The organism is Azospirillum agricola (genome assembly GCF_020005195.1).
GTDB classification, from domain to species: Bacteria; Pseudomonadota; Alphaproteobacteria; order Azospirillales; family Azospirillaceae; genus Azospirillum; species Azospirillum agricola.
Genome location: NZ_JAIFZR010000007.1, coordinates 298273 through 314706 on the forward strand (window position 1 = coordinate 298273; position 16434 = coordinate 314706).

Annotated in this window: 13 protein-coding genes; 7 read left to right on the forward strand and 6 right to left on the reverse strand. The window is 69.0% G+C overall.

What is annotated here, in order from left to right:
- Positions 1-149: 149 nt before the first annotated feature.
- The 3 genes from paoA to paoC are packed head-to-tail and all read left to right on the forward strand — an operon-like array spanning position 150 to position 3970.
- The gene (gene paoA / locus JN22_RS31200) at positions 150-821 is read left to right on the forward strand and encodes an aldehyde dehydrogenase iron-sulfur subunit PaoA (RefSeq protein WP_085557796.1); all 672 of its coding nucleotides are present in this window, start codon (positions 150-152) and stop codon (positions 819-821) included.
- Positions 818-1768 carry an FAD binding domain-containing protein gene (locus tag JN22_RS31205; protein WP_085557797.1) on the forward strand — a complete coding sequence of 317 codons (951 nt, stop codon included), beginning with the start codon at positions 818-820 and terminating at the stop codon, positions 1766-1768. The genes paoA and JN22_RS31205 overlap by 4 nt, the downstream gene beginning before the upstream one ends.
- 3 nt (positions 1769-1771) lie before the next feature.
- Positions 1772-3970 (forward strand): aldehyde oxidoreductase molybdenum-binding subunit PaoC, encoded by a 2199-nt coding sequence (paoC, locus tag JN22_RS31210; RefSeq protein ID WP_085557798.1) that lies wholly within the window; start codon positions 1772-1774, stop codon positions 3968-3970.
- Between the two features lie 13 nt (positions 3971-3983).
- Here paoC and JN22_RS31215 read toward each other — a convergent pair whose 3' ends face one another.
- Positions 3984-4904 carry a LysR substrate-binding domain-containing protein gene (locus JN22_RS31215; protein WP_085557799.1) on the reverse strand — a complete coding sequence of 307 codons (921 nt, stop codon included), beginning with the start codon at positions 4902-4904 and terminating at the stop codon, positions 3984-3986.
- 183 nt (positions 4905-5087) lie between these two features.
- Positions 5088-6305 carry a peptidogalycan biosysnthesis protein gene (locus JN22_RS31220; protein WP_085557800.1) on the reverse strand — a complete coding sequence of 406 codons (1218 nt, stop codon included), beginning with the start codon at positions 6303-6305 and terminating at the stop codon, positions 5088-5090.
- A gap of 214 nt (positions 6306-6519) precedes the next feature.
- On the opposite strand from JN22_RS31220, the gene JN22_RS31225 reads away from it, so the two are divergent.
- Positions 6520-7701, forward strand: a complete 1182-nt coding sequence (locus JN22_RS31225; RefSeq protein ID WP_179166320.1) for a DegT/DnrJ/EryC1/StrS family aminotransferase — start codon at positions 6520-6522, stop codon at positions 7699-7701.
- Positions 7702-7717: 16 nt separating this feature from the next.
- Here the strand turns inward: JN22_RS31225 and JN22_RS31230 are convergent, their stop codons facing one another.
- The 3 genes from JN22_RS31230 to JN22_RS31240 form a co-directional block, all read right to left on the reverse strand.
- A complete protein-coding gene (locus JN22_RS31230) occupies positions 7718-9517 on the reverse strand; it encodes an ATP-grasp domain-containing protein (protein WP_085557802.1) in 1800 nt (599 codons plus the stop codon).
- Positions 9517-10755: a glycosyltransferase family protein gene (locus JN22_RS31235; protein WP_143268934.1), complete on the reverse strand. Its 1239-nt coding sequence runs from the start codon at positions 10753-10755 to the stop codon at positions 9517-9519. The genes JN22_RS31230 and JN22_RS31235 overlap by 1 nt, the downstream gene beginning before the upstream one ends.
- 246 nt (positions 10756-11001) lie before the next feature.
- A complete protein-coding gene (locus JN22_RS31240; RefSeq protein WP_247877536.1) occupies positions 11002-12018 on the reverse strand; it encodes a LacI family DNA-binding transcriptional regulator in 1017 nt (338 codons plus the stop codon).
- A 222-nt stretch (positions 12019-12240) separates the two neighbouring features.
- Here JN22_RS31240 and JN22_RS31245 point away from each other — a divergent pair, with 222 nt between their 5' ends.
- The 3 genes from JN22_RS31245 to JN22_RS31255 all read left to right on the forward strand — a co-directional run bounded on the left by JN22_RS31245 (position 12241) and on the right by JN22_RS31255 (position 16073).
- Positions 12241-13173, forward strand: coding sequence for a dihydrodipicolinate synthase family protein (locus JN22_RS31245; protein WP_085557805.1), 933 nt, complete (start codon positions 12241-12243; stop codon positions 13171-13173).
- A gap of 162 nt (positions 13174-13335) precedes the next feature.
- Positions 13336-14739, forward strand: coding sequence for an MFS transporter (locus tag JN22_RS31250; protein ID WP_085557806.1), 1404 nt, complete (start codon positions 13336-13338; stop codon positions 14737-14739).
- 104 nt (positions 14740-14843) lie between these two features.
- Entirely contained in the window at positions 14844-16073 is a 1230-nt protein-coding gene (locus JN22_RS31255; protein WP_085557807.1) for a porin, read from the forward strand.
- A gap of 48 nt (positions 16074-16121) precedes the next feature.
- Here the strand turns inward: JN22_RS31255 and JN22_RS31260 are convergent, their stop codons facing one another.
- A complete protein-coding gene (locus JN22_RS31260) occupies positions 16122-16361 on the reverse strand; it encodes a hypothetical protein (protein WP_085557808.1) in 240 nt (79 codons plus the stop codon).
- Between the last annotated feature and the right edge of the window lie 73 nt (positions 16362-16434).

Genomic DNA, 16434 nt, shown 5'->3' on the forward strand with positions numbered 1-16434 from the left:
CGACCGCTCGGCGGACCGGAACCAACCTTGCGTCCGTTGTGCATGCCAGACCACCCCGTTTCCGCGGCGAACATCCGGAAGGCTGGATCCGCGGACATCGGCGCCCGCCACGCCTGTCTTCGCGACGGGGAAGAGGAAGGAAACAGGAAATGGAGGGTCCCGGAGATCTCGAGATGTCGCGGCGCGGCCTGCTGTTCGGAAGCGCCGCCACCGTGGCGATGACCACCGTGCCGTTCGCCGGGCCGGCTCAAGCCACCACCCCCCAAGCCACCGCCAGCGAAAGGCCAGCCATGCCCGACGGCACTCCCGTCATGTCCAAGCTATCCTTCACCGTGAACGGCACATCGCACACGCTGCGGCTCGATACGCGGACCACGCTGCTCGACGCCCTGCGCGAGCATCTGCGACTGACCGGCACCAAGAAGGGATGCGACCACGGCCAGTGCGGCGCCTGCACGGTGATCGTCGATGGCCGCCGGCTGAATTCCTGCCTGTCACTGGCGGTGATGCACGAGGGTGGCAGCGTCACCACGATCGAAGGGCTGGGCAGGCCCGGCGACCTGCACCCGATGCAGGCGGCCTTCGTGAAGCATGACGGTTACCAGTGCGGCTACTGCACGCCCGGACAAATCTGTTCCGCCGTCGCGGTTCTGGACGAGATCAAGGCCGGCATCCCCAGCCATGTCAGCGCCGACCTGAACGCCGCGCCGCGGCTCAGCGCCGCCGAACTGCGCGAGCGCATGAGCGGCAACATCTGCCGCTGCGGCGCCTATTCCAACATCGTCGATGCGATCACCGACGTCGCGGGGAGGGAGTCATGAGGCCCTTCACCTATGAGCGTGCGACCTCCCCCGCCGCCGCCGCGGCGGCCGTGGAGCGCAATCCGGGCGCGCGCTTCATCGCCGGCGGAACCAATCTGCTCGACCTGATGAAGCTGGAGATCGAGACGCCGGTTCACCTGGTCGACGTCAACGGCCTGAAGCTCGACAGCGTGGAACCGACTCCGGACGGCGGCCTGCGCATCGGCGCGCTGGTGCGCAACACCGACCTCGCCGCCGACCCGCGCGTGCGCCGCGATTACGGCGTGCTGTCCCGCGCCCTGCTCGCCGGCGCGTCGGGCCAGCTGCGCAACAAGGCGACGACCGCGGGCAACCTGCTCCAGCGCACCCGTTGCCCCTATTTCTACGACACCGGCCAACCCTGCAACAAGCGCCAGCCCGGCAGCGGCTGCGCCGCCATCGGCGGGTTCAGCCGCCAGCTTGCCGTCATCGGCGGCAGCGACGCCTGCATCGCCACCCACCCCAGCGACATGGCGGTGGCGATGCGCGCGCTCGACGCCACGGTGGAGACGGTGCGGCCGGACGGCGCCTTGCGGACCATCCCGGTCGCCGACCTCCACCGGCTGCCCGGCGACACGCCACAGATCGAAACGGCGCTGGAGCATGGCGAACTGATCACGGCGGTCGCCCTGCCCAAGCCGGCCGGCGGCGCGCAGATCTACCGCAAGGTGCGCGACCGCGCCTCCTACGCCTTCGCGCTGGTTTCGGTCGCGGCGATCGTGCAGCCCGACGGCAGCGGGCGCGTGGCCCTGGGCGGTGTCGCGCCCAAGCCGTGGCGCGTCGAGGCCGCCGAGGCGGAGATGCCGCGCGGCGCCAAGGCGGTCGCGGCCAGGCTGCTGGCCGGGGCCAAGCCGACCGACGACAACGCGTTCAAGCTGCCGCTGGTCGAGCGCACGCTCGGCGCGGTCCTGGCCGAAGCGAAAGGCTGAGCCATGAAGTTCGATACCCCCGCGACGACCAACCCCATCGACCGCCTCGCGGTGGTCGGCAAGCCGACGCCGCGCATCGACGGCCCTCTGAAGACCACGGGCACCGCGTCCTATGCCTATGAACGGCACGACGCCGTGCCGGACGCGGCCTACGGCTATGTGGTGGGCTCATCCATCGCCAAGGGGCGGATCGCCGCGATGGACCTCGCCGACGCCAGGGCGGCACCCGGCGTTCTCGCCATCGTCACCGCCGGGAACGCCGGCAAGCTCGGCAAGGGCGAGAAGAACACCGCGACGCTTCTCGGCGGCCCCGAGATCGAGCATTACCATCAGGCCATCGCGCTGGTCGTGGCGGAGAGTTTCGAGCAGGCCCGGGCCGCCGCGACGCTCGTCCGCGTCACCTACGACCGTGCCGGCGGCGCCTTCGATCTGGCGCGGGCGAAGGACGGCGCCACCAAGCCCGAGGGCGGCGCGTCCGACAGCGAGGTCGGCGATTTCGCCGGCGCCTTCGCGGCGGCCCCGGTGACGCTCGACGAGACCTACACCACCCCCGACCAGACCCACGCGATGATGGAACCGCACGCCACCATCGCCGCCTGGGACGGAGACCGGCTCACCGTCTGGCTCTCCAACCAGATGATCGCCTGGACCACCGGCGATCTCGCCCGCACGCTGAACATGCCGAAGGAGAAGGTCCGCCTGATCTCGCCCTTCGTCGGCGGCGGTTTCGGCGGCAAGCTGTTCCTGCGGGCCGACACCCTGCTGGCCGCTCTGGGCGCGCGCGCCGCCGGGCGGCCGGTCAAGGTGGCGCTCCAGCGCCCCCTGATGACGAACAACACCACGCACCGGCCGGCCACGATCCAGCGCATCCGCATCGGCGCCGAGCGCGATGGCACCATCACCGCCATCGCGCATGAAAGTTGGTCCGGCAATCTGCCCGGCGGCGATCCCGAGACGGCGGTCGACCAGACGAAGCTGCTCTACGCCGGGGCCAACCGCCTGACCGCGCTGCGGCTGGCGCGGCTCGACCTGCCGGAAGGCAACGCGATGCGCGCCCCGGGCGAGGCGCCGGGCATGATGGCGCTGGAAATCGCCATGGACGAGATGGCGGAGAAGCTGGGGCTCGACCCGGTCGAGTTCCGTGTCCGCAACGACACCCAGGTCGATCCCGGGAAACCGGACCGCCCCTTCTCCCAACGTCGGCTTGTCGAATGCCTGCGTCAGGGCGCCGACCGCTTCGGCTGGGCCAGGCGCAACCCGCGTCCCGGAGAGAGTCGGGACGGGCGGTGGCTGGCCGGCCTCGGCGTCGCCGCCGCCTTCCGCAACAACCTGCTGACCAAATCAGCGGCGCGGGTGCGGCTCGACAGGCATGGCGGGGTGACGGTCGAAACCGACATGACCGACATCGGCACCGGCAGCTACACCATCATCGCCCAGACCGCGGCGGAAATGATGGGGGTGGGGCTGGACAGGGTGACGGTTCGGCTCGGCGATTCGTCATTCCCGGCGTCGGCCGGCTCGGGCGGCCAGTGGGGCGCCAACAACTCCACCGCCGGGGTCTACGCCGCCTGCGTCAAACTGCGCGAGGCGGTGGCGGGCAAGCTCGGCTTCAACTCCGCCGACGCGGTGTTCGCGGATGGGCAGGTCCGGGCCGGCAATCGCGGCGTCCCGCTCGCCGAGGCGGCGGGCGAGGACGGTCTCGCCGCCGAGGACGGCATCGAGTATGGCGACCTCGACAAGCGCTATCAGCAATCCACCTTCGGCGCCCATTTCGTCGAGGTCGGCGTCGACGCCGCGACGGCGGAGATCCGCGTGCGCCGCATGCTGGCGGTGTGCGCGGCCGGGCGCATCCTCAACCCGCTGTCGGCGCGCAGCCAGGTGATCGGCGCGATGACCATGGGCGTCGGGGCGGCGCTGATGGAGGAACTGGCGGTGGACCGGCGCGCCGGCTTCTTCGTCAACCACGATCTCGCCGGCTACGAGGTGCCGGTTCACGCCGACATCCCGCATCAGGAGGTGATCTTCCTCGACGAGACGGACCCGATCTCATCGCCGATGAAGGCCAAGGGTGTCGGCGAACTCGGCCTGTGCGGTGTCGGGGCCGCCATCGCCAACGCCGTCTACAACGCGACCGGCGTGCGCGTGCGCGATTATCCGGTCACGCTCGACAAGCTGCTGGACCGGATGCCGGAGGTGGGGTGAGCGGCCACCAAGCTTATCCGACTGTCCGGAGAACGGGGGCCGGCTCACCCCGCGCTTCTCCGGCGAGCCAGTCGACAAAGCCGGCAACCAGGTTTCCGGCATCGGCCTGACGTGGAATGAGCGCGACGTAACCCGTCCTCGGAACCCGGATCTCCGGCAGCGGCGTCATCAGCCTTCCGCTGGCGACGTCGATCCCGAGCATTGGCAGCGGGCCGATTCCAACGCCAATCCCATCCTCCACCGCCTGACGGGTCACGAAAAAATGGTCAAATATCTGGCGGGGACGCCCGGCAAGATGTTGGAGCCCCGCCGCCTCGAGCCAGTCCGCCCAGTCGCCGGCACGGGTTTCGCTTGCAAGCAGCGTATGTCCCTCAATGTCGGCCGGCTTCAGGATCGGCCGCTGCGCGAACAGCGCCGGGCTCATGATCAGCGTGTCCACATCATCCAGCACCGGGACGACGCGATGCTGAGGCCACACATGCTCCCGGACAACGCCGCGCCGGATCGCCACGTCGACGCCGCCGCGCAACTCCTCAAGCACGGTCGAAACCGTCGTAACCGCGACTTCGACGTGCGGATGGTCGGCGTGGTACCGATTGAGGCGCGGGATCAGCCAGCGCATCGCGAAGCTGGTCGGGGCGCTCACACGCAGGATGCGGCGCGCGTTGGGCCGGCCACAGGCTTCCGCCGCGACGGCCAGGCGATCGAAGGAAAGGCCGACCTCGGCGGCGAAGATTCTCGCCATCGGCGTCGCGACCATGCGGCGCCCGTCCTTCATGAAAAGCCTCTGCCCGAGCCAGCTCTCGAGCGCGGCGATCTGCCGGCTCACCGCGCCATGGGTGAGACCGAGTTCGGCTCCGGCTTCGGCATAGCTGCCGGTCCGGGCCGCGACCTCGAAAATGCGCAGGGCGTTCAAAGGGGGAAGGCGGCGCATGTGCGATCCATGAGAAAAAAGAACGGTATCCGTGATTCGAAGCACACCAGTCGATGAAACATCACACGTATACCATGCCCTCGGGATGGACCCAGCCGGGCAATGCCGATCGGAAGGCGGCGTGGCGATCAACTTCTGATCGGCGTCGGCCCCCCTTCCCGACGCACCGCGCGCCGACCCAGATCATTCACCGGCGCTGAAACCGGAGGGCTTCTCATCGGCTTCCGGCTTCCTTCGGAACGGCGCAACGGCTCGCTGGTGCGCGAAGTGGGTCAGGATGTCCGTGCGCTGCCGATCGATGTCCGCTGCGACGGCCGTTCGCAGATTGGGATGCAGGAACCAGTGGCAGGCATGGACCAGCTTGGGCAGGAAGCCGCGCCCCAGCTTGTGCGGCCCGCCATAGCCGCCCTCAACCGCCGTCAGGCCGCGCGCAATCGCCTGTTCCACCGTTCGGTGGTAGCAGATCTCGAAATGGAGGAAGCGCGGCTCCCCCCGGCAGCCCCAGTTGCGAACATATGTCCGCCCGTCCCCTGTGACGGACAGCAAGGCGCCGACCGTTACGCCGTCGATGTCGGCGAAGGTCAGGGTCACCGCATCCCCCAACCCGGCGCAAAGCCGCAGCAGGTAATCGGCCGTCAAAGGTTGGCGCGTCGTCCGCCGCCTGTGGATGTCGTTCAGCAGATCCAGGAAGAGCACGACATCGGCTTCCCCCGCCTGATCGCCGCGCACCTCGCGGATCCTCGCCCCGCCGGCGAGAACGGCGCGTCGCTCGCGCCGCAGCCTGACGCGCTTGCGGCTCGACAGGGACATGAGGAACTCTTCGAAATCGCGGTAGCCGGCGTTGCGCCACTCATACTGCACGGCGTGCCGGGTCAGCCATCCGGCCGCCTCGAAGCGGGCGCGGTCGTGCTCGTCGGGAAAGGCGGCGTGAATGGAGGACAGGCCGTGCTGCCGGGCAAGTCCCTCGATCGCGCCGATCATCCTCTCGGCCGTGCCGGGCGGGGCATCCGGCCTCAGCAGCAGGCGCCGCCCGGTCACCGGGGCGAAGGGGGCCGTGGTCAGCAGCTTGGGATAATACCGTCCACCCGCCGCTTGATAGCCGGAGGCCCAGTGCTGATCCACCCAATGCTCGTCCTCCGAGCCGCGCCGTAAATAGAGGGGCATCGCCCCGACCAACCGCCCGGCCGGATCGCGGGCGGTCAGATGCACCGCTTGCCACCCGTTGGCCGGACCCGCCAGCCCGCTATCCTCCGCCGCCCGCAGAGCGGCGTGACGCAGGAACGGCCCCTGGCCCGCCGCGCAGGCATCCCACTCCGCCGGATCGAGCGCGCCGATGCCGGATGCGACAGCGAACATGAGCGGAAGCGTGGAGCTTGCCCCGGCCGGGATGATGTCAGGCATGATCGTTCCGTGCAAAGACACAAAATTGCATTTCAGAAGCAGCTTCTAGAAGCAAACCCACCACCTCGAAAAGAGAAAATCATGCCAAGGACATCTTTCCTGAGAAATGGAGGTGCGGGACCGGGAGATTTCTTTTGCTGTAATGCATCAAATTGATTCTTGATTTCCGGATCTTCGCTGTCTAAAACCAATAATGGGTGGGAGTATCCACCATATGGATGGTTTTTTCACTGTGCCGATCGACATGTCATCCCCACCATGCGCCGTTTCGACCGACCGCTCGAAGAGGGCGCTTCTGACGGTCTTTCAGCCCAGGCTTCCGACCGCCGACCGGCTTCTCCCCTATCTCCGTTCGATCGACGCCAGCCATTGGTACACCAACCGCGGCCCCCTGCTGGCCCGCTTCGAACGGGCGCTGGCGGATCATTTCGCCGTCACGCCCGACCGCGTGGTCGGGGTGGCGAACGCCACCGCGGGCCTCAGCGCCAGCCTGCTGGCCGGTGGGTCGGAGGATGCCGGGCGCAATGGCAGACCGCTCTGCATCCTGCCCTCCTGGACCCATGAGGCGACGGCGGTCGCGGTGCTGCGCGCCGGGCTGACGCCCTGGTTCCACGAGGTGGCGGAGGATGATTGGCGGCTGTCTCCGGAGATGGTGGCCGACAGCCTGCGCGGCAACCCCACGCTGGGGGCGCGCGTGTCCCATGTGATGGTGACCGCCCCCTTCGGCGCGGTGGTAGAGGCGGAGCCGTGGCGTGCCTTTTCCGACCGTTTCGGCCTGCCGGTAACCATCGATGCGGCCAGCGGCTTCGACCGCCTGCGCGGCGGGCCGGTGGACGCGGTGGTGAGCTTGCATGCCACCAAAGTGCTGGGCATCGGCGAGGGAGGCGTGGTGATCGCCCGGGATGCCGCCCAGGCGGCGCGCATCCGCGATCTGGTCCAGCTCGGTCTTTCGGACGAGCGGGTTATCCGTCAGGCGGGCATGAACGCGAAGCTCAGCGAATATGGGGCCGCCATCGGCCTCGCCGCCCTGGAAATCTGGTCGGAGCGGCGTGCCACGCTGGAACGCCTGCACGCCCGCTACGCCGCGCGACTGAAGGGCGAAACCGGCCTGTCGCTCTGGGCGCCGGAGGGTGTTTCGTCGACACTGATGGTGCGGTTGCCAAGCCGCGTGGCGGTGGAGACCGGGCAGCGGCTGGTCGCGCAAGGGATCGCGACGCGCCGCTGGTGGCACGCCGGCTGCCATCGCCAGCCGGCTTTCGCCGCCTTTCCCCGCCAGCCCCTTCCGATCACCGAGGCGCTGGCGGATTCAGTCCTGGGGCTGCCTTTCCACGAGGGGTTGGCGGACGCCGACGTCGACGCGGCGGCCGACACGCTGCGGGCCGTCCTGCCGGGCTGAGGGCGGGAAAAGGGCCTCAGCCCGGCATCGGACGGAGCACGCGGACCTCCATGCCCCCGGCGCTGTCGGCGGCCGGCAGGCCGAGCGGGCTCCCGCTCGCCGTGAAGGGCAGCCAGCGCCCGGCCGCGTCCCACGATCCGGTCAGCCGCAGCGGTCCGCGATGATCGAGCGGCGCCAGCGACGCTCCCCAGCGGCGCAGCGCCTCCGTCATCGCCGCGCATTCCGGCGCATCGTTCAAACGGTGCAGCGCCAAGGGCGTGCCGCCCCGCTGCTCGCACAGCGCGCTGCGGATGTTCGTCACCAAACCGTCGCCACCGACTTCTCCTTCAACCACCCCGACCCGGTCGCTTGCCGACCAGAGCCAGGGCAGACCGGGGAGCGCCGCCCAGAGCGCGCGCGCTTCGGCCAAAGCCGCAGCCCCAAGCGCCGGCTGGGCGATCAAGCCATCGGTCTCCAGCGCCGCCATCGCCTCGCGTGGCGCGAGCAGACGGACTGGGCCGTCGCCCTGCCGCGGCTTGACCACCAGGAGCGGCAACGGAGCCCCGGCAAAGGTCCGCACGCCTTCCGGCGACGCGACGGTTGGAACGAAGGGCAAATCATGGCGCACGGCATGCCGGGCCAGCGCCATGCGGTCCGGTGCCGCACCGCCCAGAGACGCCGGCAGAGCGCCCGCCGGCGCCGTCCCGGCCTCATCTTCATCCCGTGGCCACAGGGCGGGCCTCGCCAAGCGGCCCGAGCGATCGGCCGGGGCCTCCCATTCGCCGGCCTCCTCGAATCGGCGGCGCCAGGGCTGGGGCAAGGACAGGCGGGAAAGGCCCAGTCCGGTGATCGACACGGGTCGGGGCGCCTCATCCGGCTCCGATGGCCAACCCAACCAGGACGATACGAGGGCCCGCACCAGATTTCGGCCCAGCAGCGCCCGCGCGACCGTCGTGCCGCCGAACCTTGCGCCGATCTCGTAGGGCACGAAACGCCCATCGGCCAGACGCTTGCCCTGGATGTTGAGCGGCCCGCGATGCCCGGCCGCCGCCAGCGCCGCGGCCCAGGCCAATCCGACCTCAGCCACCGCCCCATCCTCGATCAGCCGCACCGCACGGCGCAGCGGCGGCGCGGTGACGCCCTGGTCGCAGCAGGACGCCACCACCCGTCCATCCGGCCCGACCACCAGCTCGACGGTGGTTTCCAGATCGGTCAGCCCATGGGACCAGGGCATGGCATCCGGTTGGAGCGCGGCCTCCCAGGCTCCACCGATGCCCTGCGGATCCAGAAAGGGCTGGACGATCAACCGGGCATCGTCCGCCACCCGTTCCAGCTCCGCCATGGCGCGCAGCAGCAGCACGCCCTGGCTGCCGGCGCCGCTGCGTGGCTTGGCGATCAACGGGAAACCGTGCGCGCGGGCCATCGCGCGGGCCGCATCCCCGCCCAGCGCGGTCGGGGCGAAGGGAAGCCCATGCCGGACGGCGAAGCCATGGCTCCGCGCCTTGTCCGCGAAGACGGGGGCGAGGCCGGGTGGGGGCAATGGAATGGCCGTGTGGGGAAAGAATGCGGCGGCAGCGGCCAACGCCGGAATGTCCTCGTCCCGCCCGGCGAGCGCGAGATCGGGCGTTTCCCGCTCCAGCACCGCGCGCAACGCCGCCTCGTATTCGTCCCGGTTGGCGGTGTTCGGCACCCGGTACAGCCGGTCGCAGCCGAAGGCGGTCGGGGCGGCGACGCTGTTCACGCCGACGATGGTCAAGCCGGGCCGAAGACGGTCCAGGCAACGCAGGATGGCGTCGGCGACCAGGCTGCCCGCGCTGGTGATGAGCAGGCAAGCCATCAGACGCGCCCCCCCATGGCGGTCGCCGTACCGAGGCCGGGGAGCAGGCTGCGCATCGTCGCCTCGGGCGTGAAGCGCTCCACCACCTCCACCCGAGCCGCCGCGAGGATGCGGCGGCGGATGACCGGATCGTCCGCGCGCGCCAAGCCATCCGAAAGATCGGCGAAGTCGGCCGCGACCGTAACGAACACCCGGTCGCGCCCGAACAGGCGGTCGCTCAGGATCGTGGGCGGCGCCACGACCACCGCCCCGGCCGCCATCGGATGGGTCACCCGCTCGGACACGCCGCCGGAATAGGGCGGGCAGGCCACCACGATGCGGGCACGGCGGTAGAGCATCATCAGTTCCGCATGCGGGACCGCCGGCAGCACCTGGCTGTCGGGATGCAGACGCAGCCCGTCCGCGCTGCCGACCAGGGTGATCGGACGGTCGGCCAGCCGGTCGATCATCCGGCGGCGACGCTCGTTGCGGATGTGGTGGTCGGCAAGGCAAAGCAGAAGGCGGTGCTCCGGTCTTTCGAAATCCAGCTGGATGCCCAGGGCGCCGCACACCGCGTCGCACACCGAGCTGTAGGGAGACAGCGTTTCAGACAGACCGGTTTCGACGATGGCGTCGTACAGACGGTTGGTCGATCGGTCGGGACAACGGTCGCGCGCAAAGCTGCGGAATTCCTCGGGAGGGCGAAAGGTCACCGCCGTCAGGACCGCGATGTCCCGCCCCGCTTCCGACGGAGGATCGGGCATGGGCGGGCAGGCGGGCACATAGACCCGATGCGATCCGCATTTCGGTGCCCAGCGTTGCCACAGCCTTGAGAAATCGGAATCGAGAAAGGCCGTGGTCTGGGTGGGGGAATCCCGCCCGATCACCAGAGGCATCCAGGGACTGCATGGGCTGTCGTTGATCAGGGCGACCACCGGCGCGCCAAGCCGTTCGGACAGCGGCTTTACACCGTCGTGATCCTCGATCCTCACGCTGTTCACCCAACCGCCGTCGCTGAACACGGCGTGAAGCCGGATCGCGCGCAGTTCCTTAAACTCCGCCGGGCCGAAGCGGTCGAGATCCACGGACAGAGACCGAAAGCCGATCGCCTCGATCGCCGCCCGATAATTCGCGGAGGCAAGCCGCAAGGTGCCGTGCGGATCCGCCTCGGCCCGGGGAAGCACGACCGCAACCACCCCGCCTTCCCCAGCGGCGCGAACCTCGTCGGACATGGAAGGCGTTGAAAACGGCATGAGCATGAGAGGCAGGTTCCGATGTGTGAAACAGCGCGCGGCCGGGACCCCGCAATTTTCGTTGGCGTCAACGAAGTCCTGTGGTGATCGGCGCCGGAACCCTACCCCGTTTCACAGCCGCCTGCCACGCGCCGCAATCCCCATTTCCGCCGCGCCATTGCCGGCCTTGTGATCCGACTCCCGACCGGGACGGCAATCCCCGGATGTGCGGAGTGCAGCCCACCCTAGGGCGTCATGCCCAATGAAGGGCGTTCATTGAGACTTCGCCTGTCGAACGGCTGATCGGCACGCCGACGTCGAGGCGCGGGGAATCAGCGTCGGCGGAGCCACCCGGATGCGGTCGTTGACCGAGGTGGCGCCGCGGGACAGCAAATCCAGGGCCTCTGCCGCGATCCGGTCGAAGGGCACGCGGACGGACGTCAGGGGCACCGACAGCCGGCTGACGATGGGAACGTCGTTGTAGCCGACCAGGGACACGTCGTCGGGGACCGACAGGCCAAGCTTGACCAACGCCGACAGCGCACCGATCGCCGTGTTGTCGTTCATGGCGAAGATGGCGGTCGGCCGCGTCGGACCGCTCATCAGGCGTTCGGCGGCCTCGGCACCGGAATCGATCCCGAAGGTCGACTCGACGATCCAGGCCGGATCGATCGGCACCCCGGCCTCGTCCATCGCCGATCGGTACCCGGCAAGCCGGCCGCGGCTGCTCGAGGCGTAGCCGGGCCCCGCGATGATGCCGATGCGGCGATGACCGAGATCGAGAAGGTGCCGGGTGGCCAGATATCCTCCAAGCTTGTCATCCCCGACCGACGACATGCTGCGGCCGTCGCTGCGCAGCGCCAGGACATAGGGGACGCCGCGGGCCTCCAGCTGGACGGGAAAATCGTCATCCTCGCGTGCGGTCGACAGCACCAGCCCGTCCACCCCCCGTTGCAGGAGGCTCTGGGCCGCGGCGCGGTCCGCTTGCGGCTCGTCATCGGTCGTGGCGACGATGGCGAATCGTCCCGTCCGCGCGCAGGCGTGCGCCAAGGCCTCGTAGAGCATTGCCATGACCGTGTCGGTCAGCCGCGGGACGATGACGCCGATCGTGCTGGTGTTGCCGCGGCGCAGGCTGGCCGCCGAGACGTCGCGCACATAGCCGAGCTCCGCCGCGACCTGCCGGACGCGACGGGCCGTCTCGTTGTCGGATCGTGGCAGGCGTTCGTCGAGAATCCGCGACACCGTCGACTTCGACACCCCCGACGCGGCGGCGACGTCGTGCAGCGTCACGCGGCTTTGCTTCTCTTGTGGCTCGTCGCTGGTGAACACACCGGGTCCCTCGTGGATTGTCATCGGCGATCAAGATAACGCTTGACACCCAAATTGTTCAAGTCATAACGTGGGAACGTTCCCGGTAACGATCCATGCCCTTCAATCAAGGGGGGCGAGCCAGCGTCGCCACCGGGAGCGCTCCCCACGCAGACACAAATTCTTAGGGAAGGCATCGCAACCATGGCCATTGATTGGAAGGGGCTGAACCCCGCGCCCGTTACGCTGTTCAAGGACAACGGCGACGTCGATTTCGACGGCAACGCCCGTCTTGCCAAGTGGCTGGCCTCCATTCCCGGCGTGAAAAGCCTGGTCATCCTCGGGCACGCCGGCGAGGGCACCTTCCTCACCCACGACGAGCAGCTCGAACTGATCCGCGTCTACAAGGATGCGACGCCGCTGCCGGTCGTCGCCGGCATCACCGGCGAAGGCACCAAGGTCGCCGAACTCGAGGCGAAGGAGAAGTTCGAGGCCGGCGCGACCGGCGCCCTGGTCTACCCGAACCACGGCTGGCTGCGCTTCGGCTACCAGAAGGGAGCCCCCGTCGACCGTTACAAGGCCGTCGCCCAGTCCGGTCTCGAGTGCATCCTGTTCCAGTACCCGGCCGTGACCAAGGCCAACTACGACCTCGACACCCAGCTTCAGATCGCCGCCGTGCCGGGCGTCACCGCCACCAAGAACGGCGTGCGCGACATGAAGCGCTGGTACAACGAGATCCCGGCGCTGAAGAACGCGTTCCCCAACCTCGCCATCATGTCCTGCCATGACGAATGGCTGCTGCCGACGATGTTCGACGTCGACGGGCTGCTCGTCGGCTACGGCAACATGGCGCCCGAGCTGCTGATCGAGTATCTGGCGGCCGGCAAGGCGCAGGACTACCCGCTCGCCCGCAAGTATCACGAACAGCTCCTGCCGATCACCCGCGCGGTCTACCACCGCGGCTCGCACATGGAAGGGTCGGTCGCGTTGAAGCACGCCCTGCGGGCGCGCGGCCTCATCGACAACGTCAACGTCCGCGAGCCCCTGAAGCCGCTGGGCGATGGCGCCGACGAGGAAATCCGCGCCGCGGTGAAGGCGTCCGGCCTGACCGTGATCCAGAACGCTCTCGCGGCCTGATGCCAAGGCCGCCCGCGGGGCGGCCTCTCCCTTCCGCGATCCGGTCGCCGGCGGTCCTGACTTGACCAGGGCCGCCGGCGCGGAACCAATTCCGGGAGGGTCTCCGTCCGCCACAGGCGGCCGGCAATAAAAAAATACCGATCAGGCTTGAGAGGAAACGCCATGCTCGTGCAGACAACCGAGGATGTTGCCACCACCGCGCGCGACGCCGCGCCCGACCGCTTCGATGGCCAGGCCGACATCAGCGCCCGGCTTGAACGGCTTCCGATCACCCGGCGGGTCTTCTGGACCCGCAACATCATCGGAGCCGCCACCTTCTTCGACGGCTACACGGTCATCGCCATCGCCTACGCGATGCCGGTGCTTGTTCGTGAATGGGGACTGAGTCCGGAACAGACCGGCCTGATCCTGTCGATGGGCTATCTGGGACAGCTCATCGGCGCGGTCTTCTTCGGCTGGCTGGCCGAGCGCATCGGCCGCCTGAGCGTTCTCCTCTTCACCATCCTGCTGTTCGTGAGCATGGACGTCGCCTGCCTGTTCGCCTGGGGCGCGGCCTCCATGATGATGTTCCGCTTCATCCAGGGCATCGGCACCGGCGGCGAGGTGCCGGTCGCCAGCGCCTACATCAACGAGTACATCGGATCGAAGGGGCGCGGCCGCTTCTTCCTGCTCTACGAGGTGATGTTCCTGTTTGGTCTCGTCGGCGCCGGCCTGATCGCGCGGGCGCTGGTGCCGGTCTATGGATGGCAGGCGATGTTCCTCGTCGGCCTCGTTCCGGCCGCCATCCTGATCCCGCTCCGCTTCTTCATGAAGGAGTCGCCGCGCTGGCTGGCCTCCAAGGGGCGCTACGAGGAGGCCGACCGCATCGTCAGCCAACTTGAGCGGAGCGCCACCGCCTCGGGCCATCGGTTGGAGGAGCCAAAGCCTGTCGCCACGCGTGTGAAGGCCAATTCCGATTGGCGCGAGCTGTTTTCCGGCTTCTACCGGCGCCGCACCTTCACGATCTGGGCGATGTGGTTCTGCTCCTATCTCGTCGCGAACGGCATGATCACCTGGTTGCCGACGCTTTACCGGCAGACCTTCAACCTGCCGCTCGAGACGAGCCTGCTGTATGGATTGCTCACCTCGGTCGCCGGCGTCGTCGCCTCGGTCGGCTGCGCGCTGCTCATCGACAAGGTCGGGCGCAAGCGCTGGTACATGACCGCCTTCCTCGTGGCGCCGCTGCCGCTTCTGGCGCTCGCGTTCCTCGGCGCCACCTCGCCGATGGAGGTGCTGGTGCTCGCGGGGCTGGCCTACGCGATCGTGCAGACGATCACCTTCTCGCTCTACCTCTACTCCGCCGAGCTGTATCCCACCCGCATGAGGGCGCTCGGCACCGGGCTCGGCAGCGCCTGGCTGCGTCTCGGCTCCTCCACCGGCCCGATCCTGGTCGGTCTGCTGATGGGCTCGGCCGGCGTGCAGTATGTGTTCGCGACCTTCGCCGTGGTGCTGCTTGTGGGCGCGGTGGTGACGGCTCTCTTCGCGATCGAGACCAGGGGCCGGGTGCTGGAGGAACTGTCGCCCTGAGCGAACCGCCTGTGTGAGCCGCGACAGCGCCATGGCCGACCCGGCCATCCACGCGCGCGCGGGATGCCGCGGATCCCGGCCCCCTTCATCAATGGAATTCCTTCATGAAACAGACGCACGCGATTGGTCTGTGCGGCGCCATGGCCCTGTGCCTGACGAGCCCGGCTCTGGCGCAAAGCCGCTTCGACATACGGCTGGGCGGCGACGCCTACTTTGAGATGGGCCTGGTGTCGCAGTCCAACGACACGAATTTGCGGTCCACCGAAGCCCGTAACCGCTTCCGGTTGACCATCGTTCCGCTGGCCAAGGCGGACAACGGCCTGGAGTATGGCGCCTACCTGCGTCTGCGCAGCGCGCTTGCCAGCCGGGCGGTCGACGTCGACCGCAGCTACCTCTTCGCCTCGGGGGCCTTCGGCACGGTGCGGCTGGGGGTCACGCCGGGATTCGACGGCGAGATCTCCCACCTGACCAACGGCACCGGTCGCCCCATCGCCTACCTGCCTTTCGGCCTGTACGACCACGCGGCGGCCTGGGTCGGACCGGCCGGCGGCGCCCAGGGAACGGATCCGGCCACTGGACGCTACACCGGCGGCGATTTCCGCGGCGGCGTCGGCGACGCGTTGCAGCCTCCGGCGAGCCTGATGTGGCCGTGGCTGAACGCCGACGCCGGCGCCACGAAAATCCTATACGCCTCCCCGCGCTTCGCCGGATTGCAGGTCGGCGCCAGCTACACGCCGCGCAACGACAGTTCGAACACGGACATCAACCGCGGCAAGACCGGCTCGACCGCGGCGGCGCAGTTCACGGGGAACTTCCAAGACATCGTCGAGGTCGGCGCGAACTACAAGACCGCCCTCGGCCCGGTCAAGGCGACGCTGTCGGCCGCCTTCATGGGGGGCAGGGCGAGCGACAGCGGGGCCGCCGCCGACTCCTTCCGCAATCTCCGGGGCCACATCGGCGGCTTCCGCTTCGAGTATGAGGGCTTCTCGCTCGGCGGCGATTACCTGAACTATGGCAGGAGCGGGCAAAACGCGCGCTACGCCTACCTCGACGATGCATGGACCTGGCAGGTCGGCGCGCAATACGCCAGCGGCCCCTATGTCCTGGGGGCGGCCTACATTCGGACCGAGGATCCGGGGCAGGTGAACCGGCCCGGCAAGCGGACCTCCGACGTGTACGAGGTGGGCGCCGGCTACACCGTGGCGCCGGGGCTGAGGGTGCAGGTCCAATACGATCTCTTCGACACTACGAGCGACAAGGCCGTGACGGCCGTCACGGGGTCACCCGACGACCGGACGCATGTGGTGCTGGCCCGGACGTTGCTGGCCTTCTGAGGCGCTTCCGCCGGCGCGCGCCGCAACGGAGGTCGCGGGGGACGCCCGCTACCTCACCGGCGTTGCCGCAGGTCTGACGAAGCTCTTGCGGCCGCGCTTGAACCCCATGAGGAGCGCGGCCATTCCGCCGAAGGCGTCGGCGTCGGCGTCGGCGTCGGCGTCGGCGTCGGCGTCGGCGTCGGCCAGGAGCAGGGCGGTCGTCCGCTCCAGCGCGGCATCCTCGATGGCTGCAAGCTTGGTGGCGTGGCCGACGGCGACACGGCCCGTCGGCCATAACGACGCGCTCAATCCCCGCTCCCCAGCCGGCCGTCCCACCCGGACCTTGGTGGCTGTACCGGATGGGACCGTGCCGACAGCCGCA